General features: G+C 71.6%; 15 protein-coding genes and 1 tRNA gene. 6 read left to right on the forward strand and 10 right to left on the reverse strand.

Annotated features, from left to right (window positions below):
• Nucleotides 1–337: 337 nt before the first annotated feature.
• Nucleotides 338–832 carry a hypothetical protein gene (locus E6R62_RS16330; protein ID WP_136214166.1) on the forward strand — a complete coding sequence of 165 codons (495 nt, stop codon included), beginning with the start codon at nt 338–340 and terminating at the stop codon, nt 830–832.
• 70 nt (nt 833–902) lie between these two features.
• Here the strand turns inward: E6R62_RS16330 and E6R62_RS16335 are convergent, their stop codons facing one another.
• Together E6R62_RS16335 and E6R62_RS16340 are read right to left on the reverse strand one after the other, a co-directional pair.
• A complete protein-coding gene (locus tag E6R62_RS16335) occupies nt 903–1,136 on the reverse strand; it encodes a DUF2277 domain-containing protein (protein ID WP_136214167.1) in 234 nt (77 codons plus the stop codon).
• 7 nt (nt 1,137–1,143) lie between these two features.
• The gene (locus tag E6R62_RS16340; RefSeq protein WP_206308741.1) at nt 1,144–1,881 is read right to left on the reverse strand and encodes a hypothetical protein; all 738 of its coding nucleotides are present in this window, start codon (nt 1,879–1,881) and stop codon (nt 1,144–1,146) included.
• Nucleotides 1,882–2,025: 144 nt separating this feature from the next.
• On the opposite strand from E6R62_RS16340, the gene E6R62_RS16345 reads away from it, so the two are divergent.
• Nucleotides 2,026–2,631: a hypothetical protein gene (locus E6R62_RS16345; RefSeq protein ID WP_136214168.1), complete on the forward strand. Its 606-nt coding sequence runs from the start codon at nt 2,026–2,028 to the stop codon at nt 2,629–2,631.
• 98 nt (nt 2,632–2,729) lie between these two features.
• Here E6R62_RS16345 and E6R62_RS16350 read toward each other — a convergent pair whose 3' ends face one another.
• The gene (locus E6R62_RS16350) at nt 2,730–4,031 is read right to left on the reverse strand and encodes a restriction endonuclease (protein WP_136214169.1); all 1,302 of its coding nucleotides are present in this window, start codon (nt 4,029–4,031) and stop codon (nt 2,730–2,732) included.
• A gap of 249 nt (nt 4,032–4,280) precedes the next feature.
• A tRNA-Val gene (locus tag E6R62_RS16355) sits at nt 4,281–4,355 on the reverse strand.
• Between the two features lie 105 nt (nt 4,356–4,460).
• Between E6R62_RS16355 and E6R62_RS16360 the strand changes: the two genes are divergently transcribed.
• From E6R62_RS16360 to E6R62_RS16370, 3 genes are all read left to right on the forward strand, one after another.
• Nucleotides 4,461–5,705 (forward strand): hypothetical protein, encoded by a 1,245-nt coding sequence (locus E6R62_RS16360; protein WP_240801708.1) that lies wholly within the window; start codon nt 4,461–4,463, stop codon nt 5,703–5,705.
• A gap of 192 nt (nt 5,706–5,897) precedes the next feature.
• Nucleotides 5,898–6,491 (forward strand): DUF4383 domain-containing protein, encoded by a 594-nt coding sequence (locus tag E6R62_RS16365; protein ID WP_136214170.1) that lies wholly within the window; start codon nt 5,898–5,900, stop codon nt 6,489–6,491.
• A gap of 71 nt (nt 6,492–6,562) precedes the next feature.
• Nucleotides 6,563–6,769: a zinc ribbon domain-containing protein gene (locus E6R62_RS16370; RefSeq protein WP_136214171.1), complete on the forward strand. Its 207-nt coding sequence runs from the start codon at nt 6,563–6,565 to the stop codon at nt 6,767–6,769.
• Between the two features lie 94 nt (nt 6,770–6,863).
• Here the strand turns inward: E6R62_RS16370 and E6R62_RS16375 are convergent, their stop codons facing one another.
• Genes E6R62_RS16375 through E6R62_RS16390 form a run of 4 tightly spaced genes read right to left on the reverse strand, consistent with a single transcriptional unit; the run spans nt 6,864 to nt 12,215 of the window.
• Nucleotides 6,864–7,523 carry an O-methyltransferase gene (locus E6R62_RS16375; protein WP_136214172.1) on the reverse strand — a complete coding sequence of 220 codons (660 nt, stop codon included), beginning with the start codon at nt 7,521–7,523 and terminating at the stop codon, nt 6,864–6,866.
• The gene (locus E6R62_RS16380; RefSeq protein ID WP_136214173.1) at nt 7,520–8,350 is read right to left on the reverse strand and encodes an HAD family hydrolase; all 831 of its coding nucleotides are present in this window, start codon (nt 8,348–8,350) and stop codon (nt 7,520–7,522) included. Before E6R62_RS16380 ends, E6R62_RS16375 begins: the two co-directional genes overlap by 4 nt.
• Nucleotides 8,347–11,052: a phosphoribosyltransferase gene (locus tag E6R62_RS16385; RefSeq protein WP_136214174.1), complete on the reverse strand. Its 2,706-nt coding sequence runs from the start codon at nt 11,050–11,052 to the stop codon at nt 8,347–8,349. Before E6R62_RS16385 ends, E6R62_RS16380 begins: the two co-directional genes overlap by 4 nt.
• A complete protein-coding gene (locus E6R62_RS16390; RefSeq protein ID WP_136214175.1) occupies nt 11,049–12,215 on the reverse strand; it encodes an HpcH/HpaI aldolase/citrate lyase family protein in 1,167 nt (388 codons plus the stop codon). Before E6R62_RS16390 ends, E6R62_RS16385 begins: the two co-directional genes overlap by 4 nt.
• A 208-nt stretch (nt 12,216–12,423) precedes the next feature.
• Here E6R62_RS16390 and E6R62_RS16395 point away from each other — a divergent pair, with 208 nt between their 5' ends.
• A complete protein-coding gene (locus tag E6R62_RS16395) occupies nt 12,424–13,206 on the forward strand; it encodes a TerD family protein (protein WP_168714087.1) in 783 nt (260 codons plus the stop codon).
• Nucleotides 13,207–13,259: 53 nt separating this feature from the next.
• Here the strand turns inward: E6R62_RS16395 and E6R62_RS16400 are convergent, their stop codons facing one another.
• Both E6R62_RS16400 and E6R62_RS16405 read right to left on the reverse strand, forming a co-directional pair.
• Entirely contained in the window at nt 13,260–14,027 is a 768-nt protein-coding gene (locus E6R62_RS16400) for a Tellurium resistance (protein ID WP_240801709.1), read from the reverse strand.
• Between the two features lie 103 nt (nt 14,028–14,130).
• On the reverse strand, nt 14,131–15,249 hold the full coding sequence (locus tag E6R62_RS16405) for a DUF475 domain-containing protein (protein ID WP_136214177.1): 1,119 nt from the start codon (nt 15,247–15,249) through the stop codon (nt 14,131–14,133).
• Nucleotides 15,250–15,259 lie beyond the last annotated feature (10 nt).

Genomic DNA, 15,259 nt, shown 5'->3' on the forward strand with positions numbered 1-15,259 from the left:
AATTCGTAGGGGACGGCGAGGCGCTCCCACGGCGGGCGGGGCGCTCGTACGGGGTGGCCTGGGTCTCGTACCGGTTGGCGCGGGGGCTCGTGCGGGACTCGTACGGGCCGGGACCGGACGCGTTCGGCGATCGTGCGGGCCTCGTACGGCGCGGGCTCCTTGCGGCTCGCGCGCGGGGCCGGGCGTAGGCCGGTCGGGGCAGTCGGTCACCCGTTCACCCGGCTGCGATCGCCGGGTGGGCGCCGGGCTCCTAGCGTCCTGGGCAGGGAGCGCGACCGAATCCGCTCACACCCGTGTCCTGGCCGCGCCGTTTCGAGGAGCCCGAGGAGTTCACTCCATGCCCGCTACCCGTAAGCGGTACCGCCTGACCGGAGCCGCCGCCGCGGCCCTCGTCATCACCGCCGTCACGCCCACCACCCTCGCCCAGGCCAACGCGTCCGCGTCCGTCTCGCCCGGGGTCGTCGCCCCGGGCAGCCGGGTCAACCTCAGTGTCACGGGCTGCGGCACCCGGACCGCAAGGGCGTCCTCGCCCGCGTTCGGGGACGTGCAACTGGCGCCCGGCAACGCGCAGGCCACCCGGCTGTCCGGCAGCGCCATCGTCTTCGGCGGCGCCACGACCGGTTCGCACCCCGTCACGTTCGAGTGCGGTGGCTCCGGCGGTGAGCGGGTCACGGTGACGTTGACCGTCAGCCTCGGCGCCGCCCGCGGCGGGCTGGGCGGCAGCGTGGGTTCGATGAGCACGGGCGCGGTCGCCGTCGGCGGCGCGCTCGTGGCGAGCGCCCTGGGCGCCGGGCTGTGGGTGGTGCGCCGGCGCAGGGAGACGCACGCCTGAGGGCCCTCCTCGCCCGGCCTCACCGGGCGGTCTGCCTCACCGGGCGGTCTGGCTCACCGGGCGGTCCGCCTCACCGGGCCTGCGCGACCGGCTCCCGGCCCCGTACGTGCACTCCGTCCAGGAGCTCCGCCGTCGCTTCGGCGATGGCGTCCACGGCGGCGTCGAAGACTTCCCGGTTGTGTGCGGCGGGCGCCCGGAACCCGGACACCTTCCGTACGTATTGGAGGGCCGCGGCGCGGATCTCCTCCTCCGTGGCCTTCTCGGGGATGGCGGGCGGACGCAAGGTCTTGATGGAACGGCACATACCTCCACTATGGCTCCGCCGGGTCCCGTCCGGGCGCTCTTCGAGGACCGGGGGTCGACGGCGCGGGCCGGGAAGGCCGTCCGGACGGGCCCTCAGCCGGTGGACGGTCGTACTCAGGCAACTCGGCCCCGGACAGTTTCATGATCAGCCCCGCCTGGAGTCGTCCGCGCAGCTCCGGATTCGCGACCTCGTCCAGCAGCCGCACCGCCTGCGCCATCGACTCCGCCGCGCGCCGGTCGTCACGCAGCGAGGCAGTCTGTCCGGCCATGTGGCGCAGCGCGACGTCGGCCCGGCGGTGGAAGAGCTGCCCGATGAGGGTGACGACCAGTCCCACGGAGCTGGTGACGACCCCGAGGTACAGGTCGCCGCTGCTCTCGGCCTTCCACACCGCAAGCGCCACCCCGCCCAGCAGGATCGCCGCCCCGGCCCCGGCGAAGCGCTGGCTGGTCAGGAAGCTGCTGCGCGCCTGGGTGAGTCCGTAGGCGTAGTACTCGACGAGGAGGGCCGTGAAGTCCTCCCCCGACCCGGGGGGCCGGTGGCCGGGATGCGGCACGCCCCCGACGTCGGCGTACTTCGGATCGTCCGCCTCGACCGCGGGCCCGGGGAGCAGCGCGAGCAACCGCTGCCGCTCGGCCTCCCGCCGGCGCTCGAACCCCTGCGCGGCCCGCCTCTCCAGCAAGACGTACGCCGCCCCGGCGACGAGCACCCCGACCAGACCGACCAGTCCCGCACCCCACTCCCCCATCCCCCGACGATCCCACGCCCCACCCCCACCGCCAAGACCCCGGAACGGGTGCGCGGGGGTGTGCGCCCGTGCCCTCTTGTGTGCCGGGGCTCGGGGCCGGACCTTTGAGGACGGGTGCTGCCTCGACGGGGAGGGCGATCAGTCATGGGTGCGACGAGTCCATGGGCCAGGGAAACCTTCGGAGCCCTCGCGGACCGGCTGGCTGTCACGATCCCCGCCTGCCTGGTCGAGGCCCACGAAAGGGCGCGCCACGGCCACGAAGGGGTGCACACCCAAACGTTGGAGGCCTACGGACACGGTCTCCACGCGGCCCAGTACGAAGCACTGGCCGCGGGTCTCGCGCACCTCGACGGTTCCACGGCGCGACGGCTCCAAGGCCGCACGGTCATGGTGATCGACCGCAACGTCATCTACCCGATCCGCTACGCGAAGAAGGACGTACCGGTGACCGCCGCCCGCCTGCGGCGGGCCGTCGGCTTCCGTGCGGACCTGATCCGGCGCCACGGCCCCGAGCCGATGCAGCAGGAGTTCGACCTCGGACTCGACGACCTGCGCGAGCCGGAGGTACATCCGGACATCGCCCTGCTTCCGTCGGAGCTGCGGCTCGTCATCGTGGCGTACGCGTGCTCGATGGAACGGGGCGTCATGCGTGCCGAGTGGGGTTCGGCCGAACTCCGCCGCGAGGACCGCTATCTGGTTTGGCACCACCACGAACCGCTGATCCCCGCCGCCGGCCACCGGGCCGCCTGACGACGACGCCACCGGTCCGGGTACCGCCCTCGAGGACCTCCAGGACGTCCCCCAGGACCGAATCCGCTGGGCGCGGGAGAGGTCCGAACCCGCGGGGTTTACTCAAGAAGGATCTCTTCGGGGCGCCGGCTGGTGATCGGTACTCCCTGTGCGTAGACGATGTGGTGCAGGCAAGCGGCCAGGTCGTCGCCGTGATCGTCTCGGGCCATACTGCGCAACTCTCGCGCCAGGTCCAGGCCGTTGACGAGGACGATCGGGTACTGGTCCTCTACCATCTCCAGCTGAGCCGGCTCGGAAAAGGCTCCGGTGGTCACATAGATGCCGATCCAGCCACGGCGCAGACGTGCGACGACCCGCGCGATCTGCTCCGCAGACACGAGGCCGTCAGGGCGTACGCATTTGGCTTGACCCAGGACGACAAGGCTGGTGCCGGCGAGCCCTGTTCCGAGATCGATGCGGCCCACGAAATCCGCGCCGCCGTCTCCTGAGCGACGGGTGATCCACCCTTCCCGGTAGTTGTGCCCTGAGCCTTTCAGCACGCGAGCGGCAACAGCAGAAGCGACGGCCTCGAAGTCGTGTTTGCGACCGTCAAAGTGCTCGTAGATGTACTGGAGGTCTTTGTCTCGCCGGCTGCTCGGCGCAGGACGCTGATCACGCACCTTCGTGACGCGCGCCCGAGCAACGCGCCGGCGAACGCGTGGCAGGGCGGAATGCCCGCGCTTGACCCATTCCCGCCAGGCACGGGGCGCCTTGGCGAGTGTCTCCTGATCGGAAACGACCGGACTGCGACGCGCGGTGATCCAGTCCCAGTCGACCTGATCGTTCTCGGTGGCCAGGTCGAGCAAGGCGATGTCGTACACGTAGTTGGTGAAAGTGGTGTGCTCGTGTCCTGCCCACTGAACGATCCGTTCGGCTCGTTCTATGACGCCGAGACCACAGAACTCGACGTAGCCCTTGACCCTGCCATTGCGTGACACGGCGCGGAACAGCAGAAGCGGGGCCGCGCCGGATCGCTCCTCCGGCGTGGGTGCCTGGTGCTCTGCGAAAGCGTCGAGGAGCGCAGCGTTGCCGGTAGTGGTTCCGGGTGGCTTGGTGAGGCCGGCCTTGTGGTCCCCGAAGTACCGCACATGGCCGTTGTCCATGTCGAACACGTCATGCCAGGGCGTCTGCTCACTGCCCGCCTTCCAGGGGCTGGAGCGGACCAGGATCGCCGGCCGTCGCAGACGTCCGCCCGCCGAGACTTTCGCCATGCCGTTGATACCGGATTCGAGAAGCGCCCTCTTGTGACCGGGAGCATCTGTCAGGTGATGGAAGTTCGGGTATCCGTCGAGCACTGGCTCGGTGGGGTCCTTGGCACTCGCATAGCGCAGCACCTGTCCGACGCGCAGCATCTCCCCCATGGCAACCCCTCCAAGGACCACGAAGAGGTGATCATCGCACGGCGCCGCGGAGGCAACGTCTGCCGCCCACCCGCACGCCCGGCCGCCTCGGCTTGCGCGTCGAGACCCAAGGAGCCGGACCCGCCGCAAACCTTCTCGCCGTGCACGGCAGGAAGGCCATCGGGGTGACGGCGGGCGGCCATCATTGATATTGGTGTCACTCGTAGACGTCAAAGGCCCCCCGCCGTGATCGGCGGGGGGCCTTTGTGCTGGTGGGCGCGGACGGTTTCGAACCGCCGACATCTGCTTTGTAAGAGCAGCGCTCTACCCCTGAGCTACGCACCCGTGGATGAGTGGACAGCCTACATGGAGGGCGCACCCCCGGCGCAAACCCGTTCCCGTAGGGGAGAATGGAGCGGGGCATGGCGGACGCGGCACGGGAGAGGGATTGTGACAACGGCATCCCGGCGGTGGTTCGGTGGGCGGGACGAGAGCCGGCGGGCGGATGCGCAGGCGGCGAAGGATGCCGCCGCGGCCGCGTTCTACGAGCTGGACACGGCGCAGCGGGATCTGCGGATCTCGATGGAGACCATAGCCGCTGCGGACGGGTCGCCCGCCGCGCGGCAGGCGGCCGAGGGGTTCGTCGCGCTGGGACAGCGCATCGACCAGGTCAGCCAGGTCTACATCGAGGCCGTCGACGCGCACGACCTGGACCGCGTCGATCTGGAGGGCTCCGTCGCGGCGCAGGCCCGGCAGCAGCTGACGCGGGCGCGGGACGAGCTCGTACGGGTCAAAGGCGAGCTGGACCGGTTCCAGCAGGGGTTGCAGCCGTTGCTGGACAAGGCGGAGACGCAGTTGGCCAGGGTCGCGCCGGCCCGGGAGCGGGCGAAGGCGGCGCTGTTGGCGGCGAGCGACGCGTTGGACGAGGTCCGGGCGAAGGGCATGCGGGCCGACGACCTCGCGGCGCGCCTCGCCGCGCTGGGGCCGGAGCTGACCAAGCTGAACCAGGGCGCCGCCCGGCACGGGGTGCAGGAGACGGTGCAGCGCGCCGACCGCATCCTGCGCGACGCGGAGGCGGTACGGGCCGAGGCGGTCAGGCTTCCCGAGCGCGCCGCGGAGGTCGACCGGCGGCTGGTGAGCCTGCGGACCCGCGCGCAGGCGTTGCGCAACCGGGCCGACCGGGTCGATCCGGTCCTCAGCGAGCTGCGCCGACGGTTCAGCGCGGCGTGCTGGCAGGACCTCCAGCACGTGCCCGACCAGGCGGTACGCGATGTCGCGCGGGCCGAGGAGAAGCTGGCGGAGGCCGGCCGGGCCCGGGACGCGCAACGCTGGGCCGAGGTCGGGACGCTGATCGAGGAGGTCCGCGCGGGTCTGGACGCCACCGACGAGGCGGTGTCGGCGGCGCAGGACCGGCTGACGCGGCTGGAGGCGGTGGCGCGGGACCCCCAGGACGAGGTGCGCCGCACCCGGTTCGCGATCCGGGACGCGCAGCGGCTGGCGATGGAGGGCCGTACCGTGCCCGATCCGCGCCACGCCCGGCCGCTGGACGAGGCGGTGGCGCGGGTGGAGCGGGCGTTGGCGGGGTTGGAGGGGCGCCACCCCGACTACTGGCGGTTCCTCCAGGACATGGAGGGCGTTCGGGCGTCCGTGAACCGGGTGGTGAACGACATCCGGGTGGAACGCGGCCACGCCTGACGCCACGGCGGCCCGGGACGTCGGCTTGAGAACCGATCCGGGCGGGTTCGGGGCCGGTCCGGGGCGGGTTCGGGGTCGGACCGGCGCCAAGGGTTGACGGGGGTGGTCCGGGCTTGCCCGGGCTTGTCCGAGCGTGGACCGCGGCGGATGCTGGGAGGGACGTCAGGCAGACGTCAGGCAGAGGAGGCCGCCATGGCCACTCACGCGACTTCGCACCTGCGGCGGCCGGTCGGCACCCGGCTCGACGAGCACCTGCCGGTCGATCACAAGCTCAGCCGTGTGTACCGGGTGGGCGCCGGTCTGACCGGACTGCTGCTGGTCGTGTTCGGAGTCCTCGGGCTGGTGCACCGGATCGGTTTCTTCGACACGGGCGGGGCAAGGGTGCTGGCGCTGAACACCAACGGGGCGCTGAGCGTCCTGTCCATCTGCATCGGCGCGCTGCTGTTCTACGGGATGGTGGTGGGCGGAAACTTCGCCTCGACCCTCAACATCGCGCTGGGTCTGCTGTTCATCGCCAGCGGGTTCGTGAACCTGGCGCTGCTGGACACGGGGCTCAATTACCTGGCGTTCCACATCCCGAACGTGCTGTTCAGCTTCGTCGTCGGCGTGATGCTCATGTGGTTCGGCATGTACGGGCGGGTCGGTGGCGGTCTCTCGCACGACAACCCGTACTGGCGTGCCCGCCACCCCGAGGAGGCGGCGCGGGAGGACCGGGCGGCGGCCAGGGCGGCGGCGCGGGCCGCGCAGCGGCGGGCGTTCGGCAGCCGCCGCGCGCCCTACCCGTGAGGGGGACGGGCACGGTGCCGGTGGGCCCGGTGGGATGGGCCGGGTGGGGGTGGTGCGGCTAGCCTGTCCGCATGCCTCGTTACGAATACCGCTGCCGCACCTGTGACGACACCTTCGAGGTGAGCCGTCCGATGGCCGAGTCCTCCGCTCACGCCGACTGCCCGGCCGGTCACGCCGACACCGTCAAGCTGCTCTCCGCGGTCGCCGTCGGTGGTGGCGCTGCCGCCCCGGCCCCCGCCATGGGTGGCGGATGCTGCGGCGGAGGCGGCTGCGGCTGAGCCGTCGCGAGGACCCCGCAGCCCCGCCGTCCACGCCGCCCCGACGACCGCGGCGGCCTCGACGGCGGCCGCGACAGCCGCCACGACCGCCCGTCTACCGCTTGCGCGACAGGGTCAGGCCGTCCGAGATGGCGAGCAGCACCGACTCCATGCGGTCGTCGGCCGACACGTGGTCGTTGAACGCGCGGATGGCCGCCGCCGCGCCGGTCGCCGCCTCGTCAAGCACGCGCCCGTGGAAGAGGGTGTTGTCGCTGACGATCAGCCCGCCCGGCCGCATGCGCGGAACGAGCTCCTCCCAGTAGGCGATCTGGTTCTCCTTGTCGGCGTCGACGTAGGCCATGTCGATGTGCGGTTCTCCCGGCATCGCGCGCAACGTCTCCAGTGCCGGTGCGAGCCGCAGGTCGATGCGGTCCGCGACGCCCGCCGCCTCCCACGCCCGCACGCCGTACGCCGTCCACTCCTCGGAGATGTCGCAGGCGATCAGCACGCCGTCCGCGGGCAGCGCCTGCGCCATGGACAACGCCGAGAAACCGGTGAAGGTGCCGATCTCCACGATGCGGCGGGCCCCCGTCATCCGGACCAGGAAGGCCAGCAACGGCCCCTGCTCCTGCGCCGACTGCATCCCCGCCGACTCCGGGAACTTCTCGTACGTCGTCGTCACGAGCCCGCGCTGGATCGGGTCCAGCGGAGGGTTGTGGTCGAGCACGTACTGGTAGAGCTCGTCCGTGATCTTGGTGCTGTTGCCCTTGGTCATGCGCCCAGTGTGCCGAGTTCCCCGACCGCTCGCCGGAACCGGCGCACGATCTCCTCGCCCGCCAGGACCCCGGCCTGCGTCAGGGCCGTGACCGAACCGGCGGTCCAGCCGGCGTCCGCGAGTTCGCCGTGGCCGGGCCGCCAGCCCCGGTCGGCCGCCAGCAGCAGGTCGGCGTCCAGCAGGGAATCCCCGGCGGCCAGGGTCGTGCCGGCCCCGGTCCGGCGGGCCACCTCCCGCATGGCCGCGCTCTTGGTCAGCGGCCGCGGGACGGCGTAGATCTTGCGGCCCTGGAGGGACACCGTCCAGCCGCGCGGCTCGGCCCAGGACACCAGCGCCTTGAGCCACTCGTCCGGGACCAGCGCCCGCTCCACGACCAGGTACGCGAACAGGTCCTCCGCCACCCTCGCCTTGCGCAGCCACGCCGGGTCCGCCGTCGCCAGCAGGTGCTCGTGCACCTCGGCGAGCGGGGCGCACTCCTCGGCGAGCCGCGCCGCGACCCGACGCCGCCAGTCCCGGTCCGGTACGCCGTCCACGAGCAGCTGCCCGCCGTTGGCGCAGATCGCGTACTTCGCCCGGCGGCCGGGGAAGCGGATGCGCTGGTACTGCTTGCGCGTACGGGTCGTCGTGGGGACCCATACGACGCCCGGGTCCGCGGTCAGCTCCGCCAGCAGGCCCGCCGCCGTCTCGGTCATGTACGACAGCGGCCTGCTCTCGTGGACCTCCACGCACAGCAGCCTGGGCGCCACCGGGTCGGGCATGGTCAGGCCGAGGGCGGCCGCCGAGTAGATGAGCGTGCGGTCGAGGTCACTGGCTACGAGGACGGTCACTTGGAGGCCACGGCCTTTCCGTCGGCGCCGGTGGCGCCGCGCGTGAAGCGGGGGTGGATGAGTCCCACGCAGGTGTAGGGCAGCCCGTCGACCTCTTCGACCGGCACCCCGCGCTGCCGCGCGAGCAGGCGTACGTGGTCCAGGTCGGCGCCGACGCCGCGCCGGGCGAGGATCTTCCACGGCACGCGGCGCAGCAGTACGCGCGTGGTCTCGCCGACACCGGGCTTGACCAGGTTCACGTCGTGGATGGCGTACTCCTCGCTGATCCGCTCGACGGCCGCCCAGCCCTCCCAGGTGGGTGTCCGGTCGGCCGCCAACAGTTCCTTGACGTCGGCGTCGACCGCCTCGGCCACCTCCTCGAAGCGTGCGGCGACGGCGTCGACGAACGCGACGGACACGTCCGCGCCGGCGAGTTCGCGGTAGAACTTCGCGCCGTGGAAGTCGGCCGGCCCGACCAGGTCGGACCTGAGCACCGTACGCGAGACCAGGCCCGAGACGGTGGAGTTGAGGCAGGCGGAGGGGATCAGGAAGTCGTCGCGGGTGCCGTACGTGGACACGCACGAGCCGGGGTCGGCGAGGACGACGATCTCCGGGTCGAAGCCGTCGAATTCCGCCAGGGCGTCACGCAGCTCCCGGGTGATCGCCCCCTTGCCCGTCCAGCCGTCCACGAAGACGACGTCGGCGGGGTCGTGGTGGGCGGCCAGCCAGCGCAGCGCGTTGGCGTCGATGCCCCGTCCGCGCACGATGGAGACGGCGTAGTGCGGCAGGTCCAGGCCGTGCCGGGCCTGCGCCCAGCGCCGCATCAGCACACCGATGGGTGTACCGGCGCGGGCGAGGGAGACCAGCACGGGGGACGGCGACCGTTCGGCGAGCACCGTTTCGGTGACGGTGCCCACGGCGCGTGCTATTCGGGCGGCGGAGGCGTCCAGCGCGCTCTGGTAGAGCCGCTGGTATTCGGGGGACGGCTGGTACTCGACGGGCAGCGACTCGGCGTAGTGCGCGCCTCCGGCCTGGATGGCCTCCTCGCGCTCCTCGGTCGGGGCCTCCAGTTCCACGTCCGAGAGGTCCTGGAGCAGCCAGCCGACGTCCTCGGGCGGGTAGGAGGAGAAGGCGGGCCCGCGCAGGGGCTCGGTCATGATCGGCTCCTGCCGGTCGGAGGGGGCGAAGCGGCCGGCCGGCCGCGCTCTCGCGGAGGAACCGGCGTCCGCCGAAGGCAGCGGTTGCCCGGGCGACGGCACCGCCGATCCCGGTACGGCCGATCCCGGTGCGGCCGATCCCGGCACGTACGACGGCACCACCACCAGCAGCACCTGCCCCGTGTGCGGGGCGAGCCGCGCGAGGAGCCCGTCGGGGGCGTGCAGCGCGTCGGTGTCCGCACGGGAGTCGACCACGGCGACGACGGCGTCGAAGCCGGCGCCCGCGACGTTGTACGCGTACCGCTCCCCCGGCCCGTCGGCGGGGTCGTCGTGCGCCGGGAAGGCCAGCCGCGTCCGGATCGCGTAGCCGGGGTCGTCCACGGCGAGCACCGGTGAACGGGTGGTGGTGGAGAAGCGGACCTCGCGTCCGGCGGACGCCCCGGACTCCTCCAGGGCGCGCGCGAGCCGCAGGGGCGCGTACATCAGCTCCTCGTTGCCCAGGACCAGGACCCGCCGGGGTCCGACCCCCAGCTCCGCGTCGATGCGGGCGGCCAGCACGGGCAGCGCCGCCTCCAGACGGGCCCGGTGCGCCGGGGTGAAGCCGTGCCGGCCCCCGTCCGGCAGTCCGGCCGGCCAGTCCAGGCCGACCCGCCGCACCGAGGCGGCCGGGCCGCAGGACGCCGGCCCCGAGCCCACCGGCCCCGAGCCCACCGGGTCCGAGGCGGCCGGGTCCGACTCCGCCGGGCCCCTGCCGGCGCGGGCGACCCCGGACTCGTACTCCTCGACCAGTGCCTGCCCCTTGGCCAGGACGTCCTCGGGAAGGGAGACCGTCCCGCGGGCGAGGGCGACGAGGTCGATCCGGGCCCCGAGCTCGGCGGCGAAGGCGTCGAGGCGCTCGCGGTCGGCCGGGGAACGCATGTCCACGAGGGCGACCACGACGTAGCGCGGGCGCGGATGGCGGGCGTGCAGGTCGCGGATGGTGTTCAGGACGGTGTTGCCGGTGGAGAACTCGTCGTCGACGAGCACCAGCGGTCCGCTGCCGGTCAGCAGCTTCGGGTCCTCGGGGAGCAGCAGGTGCGAGGTGGCGTGCGAGTGGGCCTCCTCGAAGCCGCCCGCGGGCTCCACGCCGGGCACGGGACGGCGGGTGGAGTGCAGGTAGGGGGCGACCCGCAGGCCGTCGGCGACGCTGTGGCCGAGGCCGGTGGCGGTTTCCGCGTAGCCGAGGACGACCGCGTCGGCGGCCTCCTCGCCCAGCAGGTCCGCGACGCGTTCGCCGAGTCCGCGGCCGGCGGCGTGGACGGTCGCCGGGGACTGCGGGACGTGCTTGCCCAGGATGCGGGACACCAGCAGGTGGGCCCGTTTGGGGTTGCGCCGCAGGGCGAGCCCGAGCAGCTCCCGCAGCGGCGGCTGCGCGACCGCCGACCGTGCGGGCGCCGCGGCCTGCTCCAGGCGCACGCCCAGCCGGTCCGCGACCCAGGTTCCCGACCACACCTCTTCGATCGTCTTCCCCTTCTCGATGGCGGGCTCCGAGAGCTCCGGAAACCCAGTGTGCGACGGCCGGCTCATACCTGGAGCCCGGCCGTGAGGAGGTCGACGAAGCCGACCTCCTCCCTCGCCACACCGAAGACCTCGGCGCGCAGCATGGTGCGCTCGGCCCAGGCCCGGTGGGGCTTCACCTCGTTCATCTTGTTCGTGTAGGCCGAGCGCATGACACCGCCGCCGCCGCGCTCGGGGCGCAGGATGTCCTGGGCGTCGCTGAACTCCTCGTGGGAGACGACCGACAGCGCGTGGACGGGTGTGACGTGGGCGGGGTGGATGCAGGTCTTGCCGAGCAGTCCGTTGGCCCGGTCGAGTTCGATCTCGCGCAGCAGCCCGTCGAGGTCGTGCTCGATGAGGGTGGTGCGCAGTTCCTCGGCGCCTTCCGCCAGGAAGGGGCTGCGGCGCAGTTGCGGCTTGAAGAGGCGCTGCTGGCTGCGGAAGTACTCCCAGACGGGTCCGGTGACGGTGAAGCCGGTGCCGTCGGCGCGGCTGAGGACGTTGACGACGTCGGCGATGACGCCGGCGACGATCTTGACGTCGTAGGCGGTCATGTCGGGGGTGCGGCGCAGTCCGTATACGGAACAGAAGTCCGTCACGCCCAGGCGCAGGGCGAGGACGCGCTCGCGGTAGCGGTTCACGGTCCGGGAGATCCCCGCGAGGGCCTCGACCCGGGTTTCGAGGTGGAGGAGGTCGGGGGTCTCCAGGACGGGCATGGCGTACAGGGGTGCGGTGGCACTGTCCCGCTCCGCTTGGGCGACCGCGTCCAGGAACGCCGTTCCGCGACTCTCCGTGAACTTCGGCAGTACGAATCCGGCCAGGTGCCGCCCGGAGCGCCCGAGGCGGTGTACGAGGTCGGGGATCTGCTCGGGCGTCCGCACGCGGATGAAGAGGAGCGGGGGCTCCGCGGTGTCCTCGTCGAGTGCGGCGAACTGACGGATCAGGTTGGCCTCGCCGGCCGTCACCTCGCCGTCGCCGATGGAATCCTCCAGGCAGAGGACCATGGAGACGACTCCGCGAGCCGCCTGCTTGCGGATGTCGTCGGCGAGACGGGGGCGGATCGCCGGGCTGTAGAGGGTGGCGCCGAGGCCGGCGGCGAGCGTACGGGCGGGGGACGCGGCGGTGAATTCCGCTGGCTCCTGGTGGAAGAGGTCCTTGCGGACGCTGGGCGAAATGTGCCCGAAGTGACGCATGTGCTTCCCCCGTACTGCCTCGGCGGCCCAACTGGCGTGGCCGGTAATAGTACGTACGAATGAGAGTCAAGAGTTCCGCAAGCACATGAAGTTCAGGTAACCCTCTTGCACCATGCCCACGTCTCGGGTTCCGTACAAGTGGCTACGGGCAAGTGACTACGGGGGGCCGCATTGTCCAGGTCATGGCCGGGAGGGCAGGATGACCGGCATGACGCACGCGATGCAGAAGGGCTCGAACATCCCGGTGGCCGCCGTGGCGGTCCGGGCGGTACTGCGCTGGACCACCGGACCCGAGGTGCCGGACGTCGACGCGTCCGCGCTCCTGGTGGGGGCGGACGGGCGCGTGCGCTCCGACGAGGACTTCGTGTTCTACAACCAGCCCCGCCACCCCTCGGGGGCGGTGTGGCGCTTGGGCAAGAAGCAGATCGGGGACGCCATCACCGACGCCGTGCAGGCGGACCTGCGGGCCGTGCCCGCCGTGGTGGACCGCGTCCTGGTGGTGGCCTCCGCCGAGGACGTCCCCTTCCAGCAGGTCCGTGACCTGCGCATCCTTCTGTACGACGCCACCCCCACAGGTGGCTCCGAGCCGCTGGCCCACTTCGACGTGCACCCGGAGACGGGCGCCGAGACCGCGCTGATCTGCGGCGAGCTCTACCGCCGGGCCGAGGGCTGGAAGTTCCGCGCCCTGGGCGAGGGGTACTCGGACGGCCTCGTGGGGCTGGCGACCGACCACGGGATCTCGGTCGACGAGAACGCCCCCGATCAGGCGGCGAGCGCCGCGCCCGGACCGACCGACGAGCAGACGGCCGCCATGATGCCGTCGACGCCCGCCGTGCCGCCGGTGATCCCGGCGCCCGCGCCCCCGACCCAGGCCCCGCCGGCCGTCGAACCCGCCTACGGCTATCCGCAGCCCGTCTCCCCGGTCCCCGGCCCGGGCGGCGACTCCGCGTTCCGGCTGCCGGCTCAGGGCCCCCAGTTCATCCGTCGCTGACGCCGGGGGGAGCCCCGCCCGGGGCCTGACCGGAAGCCCGTACGAGGCGCCGGTCAGGCCTTGGTGCTCTTGTAGCCGCGCCCCCACTGGAGCCCCCACCCGTACAGCCGGTCGAGTTCGGCCTGGAACCCGTAGACGAACTTCACCTCGCGGCGCACGGTCAGCTCGCCCTTGACGGTCTCCAGGGAGACCACGGCGCAGGACCGGGCCTGGGGGTGGCGCTCCTCCAACTGGATCTCGATCCGCGGCCCCGTGCTGGGGTACAGGGTGACCAGGGCGTGCGTGCGGTCGAAGGCGGGGGTCTGGTCGTAGATGTAGACGAAGACCAGGAGCCGCTTGATCTCGTCGGCGTGGTCGAGGTTGACGAAGATCGTCTCGCCGGACGGGGCGCCGAACCGGTCGTCGCCGCTGAGCTTGACGTACGGCGGGCTGTTGATGTCGCCGTGCAGGTTGCCCAGGGGCTGGACGACGCCCCGGGTGCCGTCGGTCAGCTCGTAGAGGCAGCCGATGTCGAGGTCGACGTTGACCATGCCCTGGGTGTGCGCCTGCACCATGTCGGGCTTGAAGAGCTTGAACGGGTGGCGCAGGAGCCGACCGCTCTGACCGGAGCGCCCGCCGATGTCGGAGGTGCGCATCCGCCAGGAGAGGTTGACCCGCAGGTTCCCGTGGACCGCCCCCTGTTTGGTGAGCGACACCGTCGGGTGTCGCCTGGTCAGCTCGATGGCGTTGGACGAGGCGCTGCCCGAGTCGAAGCGCATGGCCCGGGCGCCCCTGATGCCGTCGAAGAAGCCGCTGTCGAAGACGCTGCCGAAGAGACCCATTTCCCCTTACCCCCCTGAAACCCACAGACGTACGGAAGCGGGGCGGCCCTGGGGAACCCCCGAGGCCGCCCCGCACATGGAGCGTTCCGCATTACCGCCGGGCTCATGCCTCGACGGGAACCCCTTCCACTTCCGCCAGGCGCTTGTTGCGGCGCACGGAGGACCAGAAGGACCAGGCGATGAGCACGACGCCGACGAGGCCGGTGATGACCTCGTTGATCTCGTACTGGATGGTGACGAGCAGGATCACGGCGAGCGCGCCGATGGCGTAGTGCGCGCCGTGCTCCAGGTACACGTAGTCGTCGAGGGTGCCCTGGCGGACCAGGTAGACCGTCAGCGACCGGACGTACATGGCACCGATGCCGAGGCCGAGGGCCATGAGCACGATGTCGTTGGTGATGGCGAAGGCGCCGATGACCCCGTCGAAGGAGAACGAGGCGTCGAGGACTTCGAGGTACAGGAACATGAAGAACGCGGCCTTGCCGGCCATGACGACCGCGGAGACGGGGTTGCCGCTCTTCCTCGCTTCTTCCTCGGCCTCTTGCTCGGCTTCCTCGTCCTCTTCGAGCTTGTTCTCGAAGTAGCCGGAGAGCCCGCCGACGATCATGTAGGTGATCAGGCCGGCGATGCCGGCCACCAGGACGGTCTGCGCCTTGTCGACGTGGGCGCCGCCGTGCTGGTGAGCCTGGGTCGCGAAGGTGGCCGAGGTGATGACGAGGGCGATCAGGGCGATGCACGCCGAGAGCATGTCGATCTTGCCGAGCTTGGCCAGCGGACGCTCCAGCCAGGCGAGCCACTTGATGTCCCGGTCCTCGAAGATGAAGTCCAGGAAGATCATCAGCAGGAACATGCCGCCGAAGGCCGCGATCGCCGGGTGGGCGTCCGTGACCAGCTGCTGGTAGCGGTCCTTGTCGGTCAATGCCAGATTGACGGCTTCGATCGGCCCCAACGAGGCGGTGATCGCGACGATGACGACGGGGAACACCAGCCGCATGCCGAAGACCGCGATCAGGACGCCGACCGTGAGGAAGATCTTCTGCCAGAAGGCATTCATCTTCTTCAGGATTCCGGCGTTGACCACCGCGTTGTCGAAGGACAGCGAGATTTCGAGGATCGACAGGATCGCCACGATCCCAAAAGCGGTCCACCCCCCGTAGAACACCGCTGCGGCCAGACCGAGCGCAGTGATTGCGAACGACCAGCCGAAGGTTTTGAGAACCACTGGCACCCCA

The sequence above is a fragment of the Streptomyces sp. A1136 genome (genome assembly GCF_004795055.1).
In the GTDB taxonomy this organism is placed as follows: Bacteria; Actinomycetota; Actinomycetes; order Streptomycetales; family Streptomycetaceae; genus Streptomyces.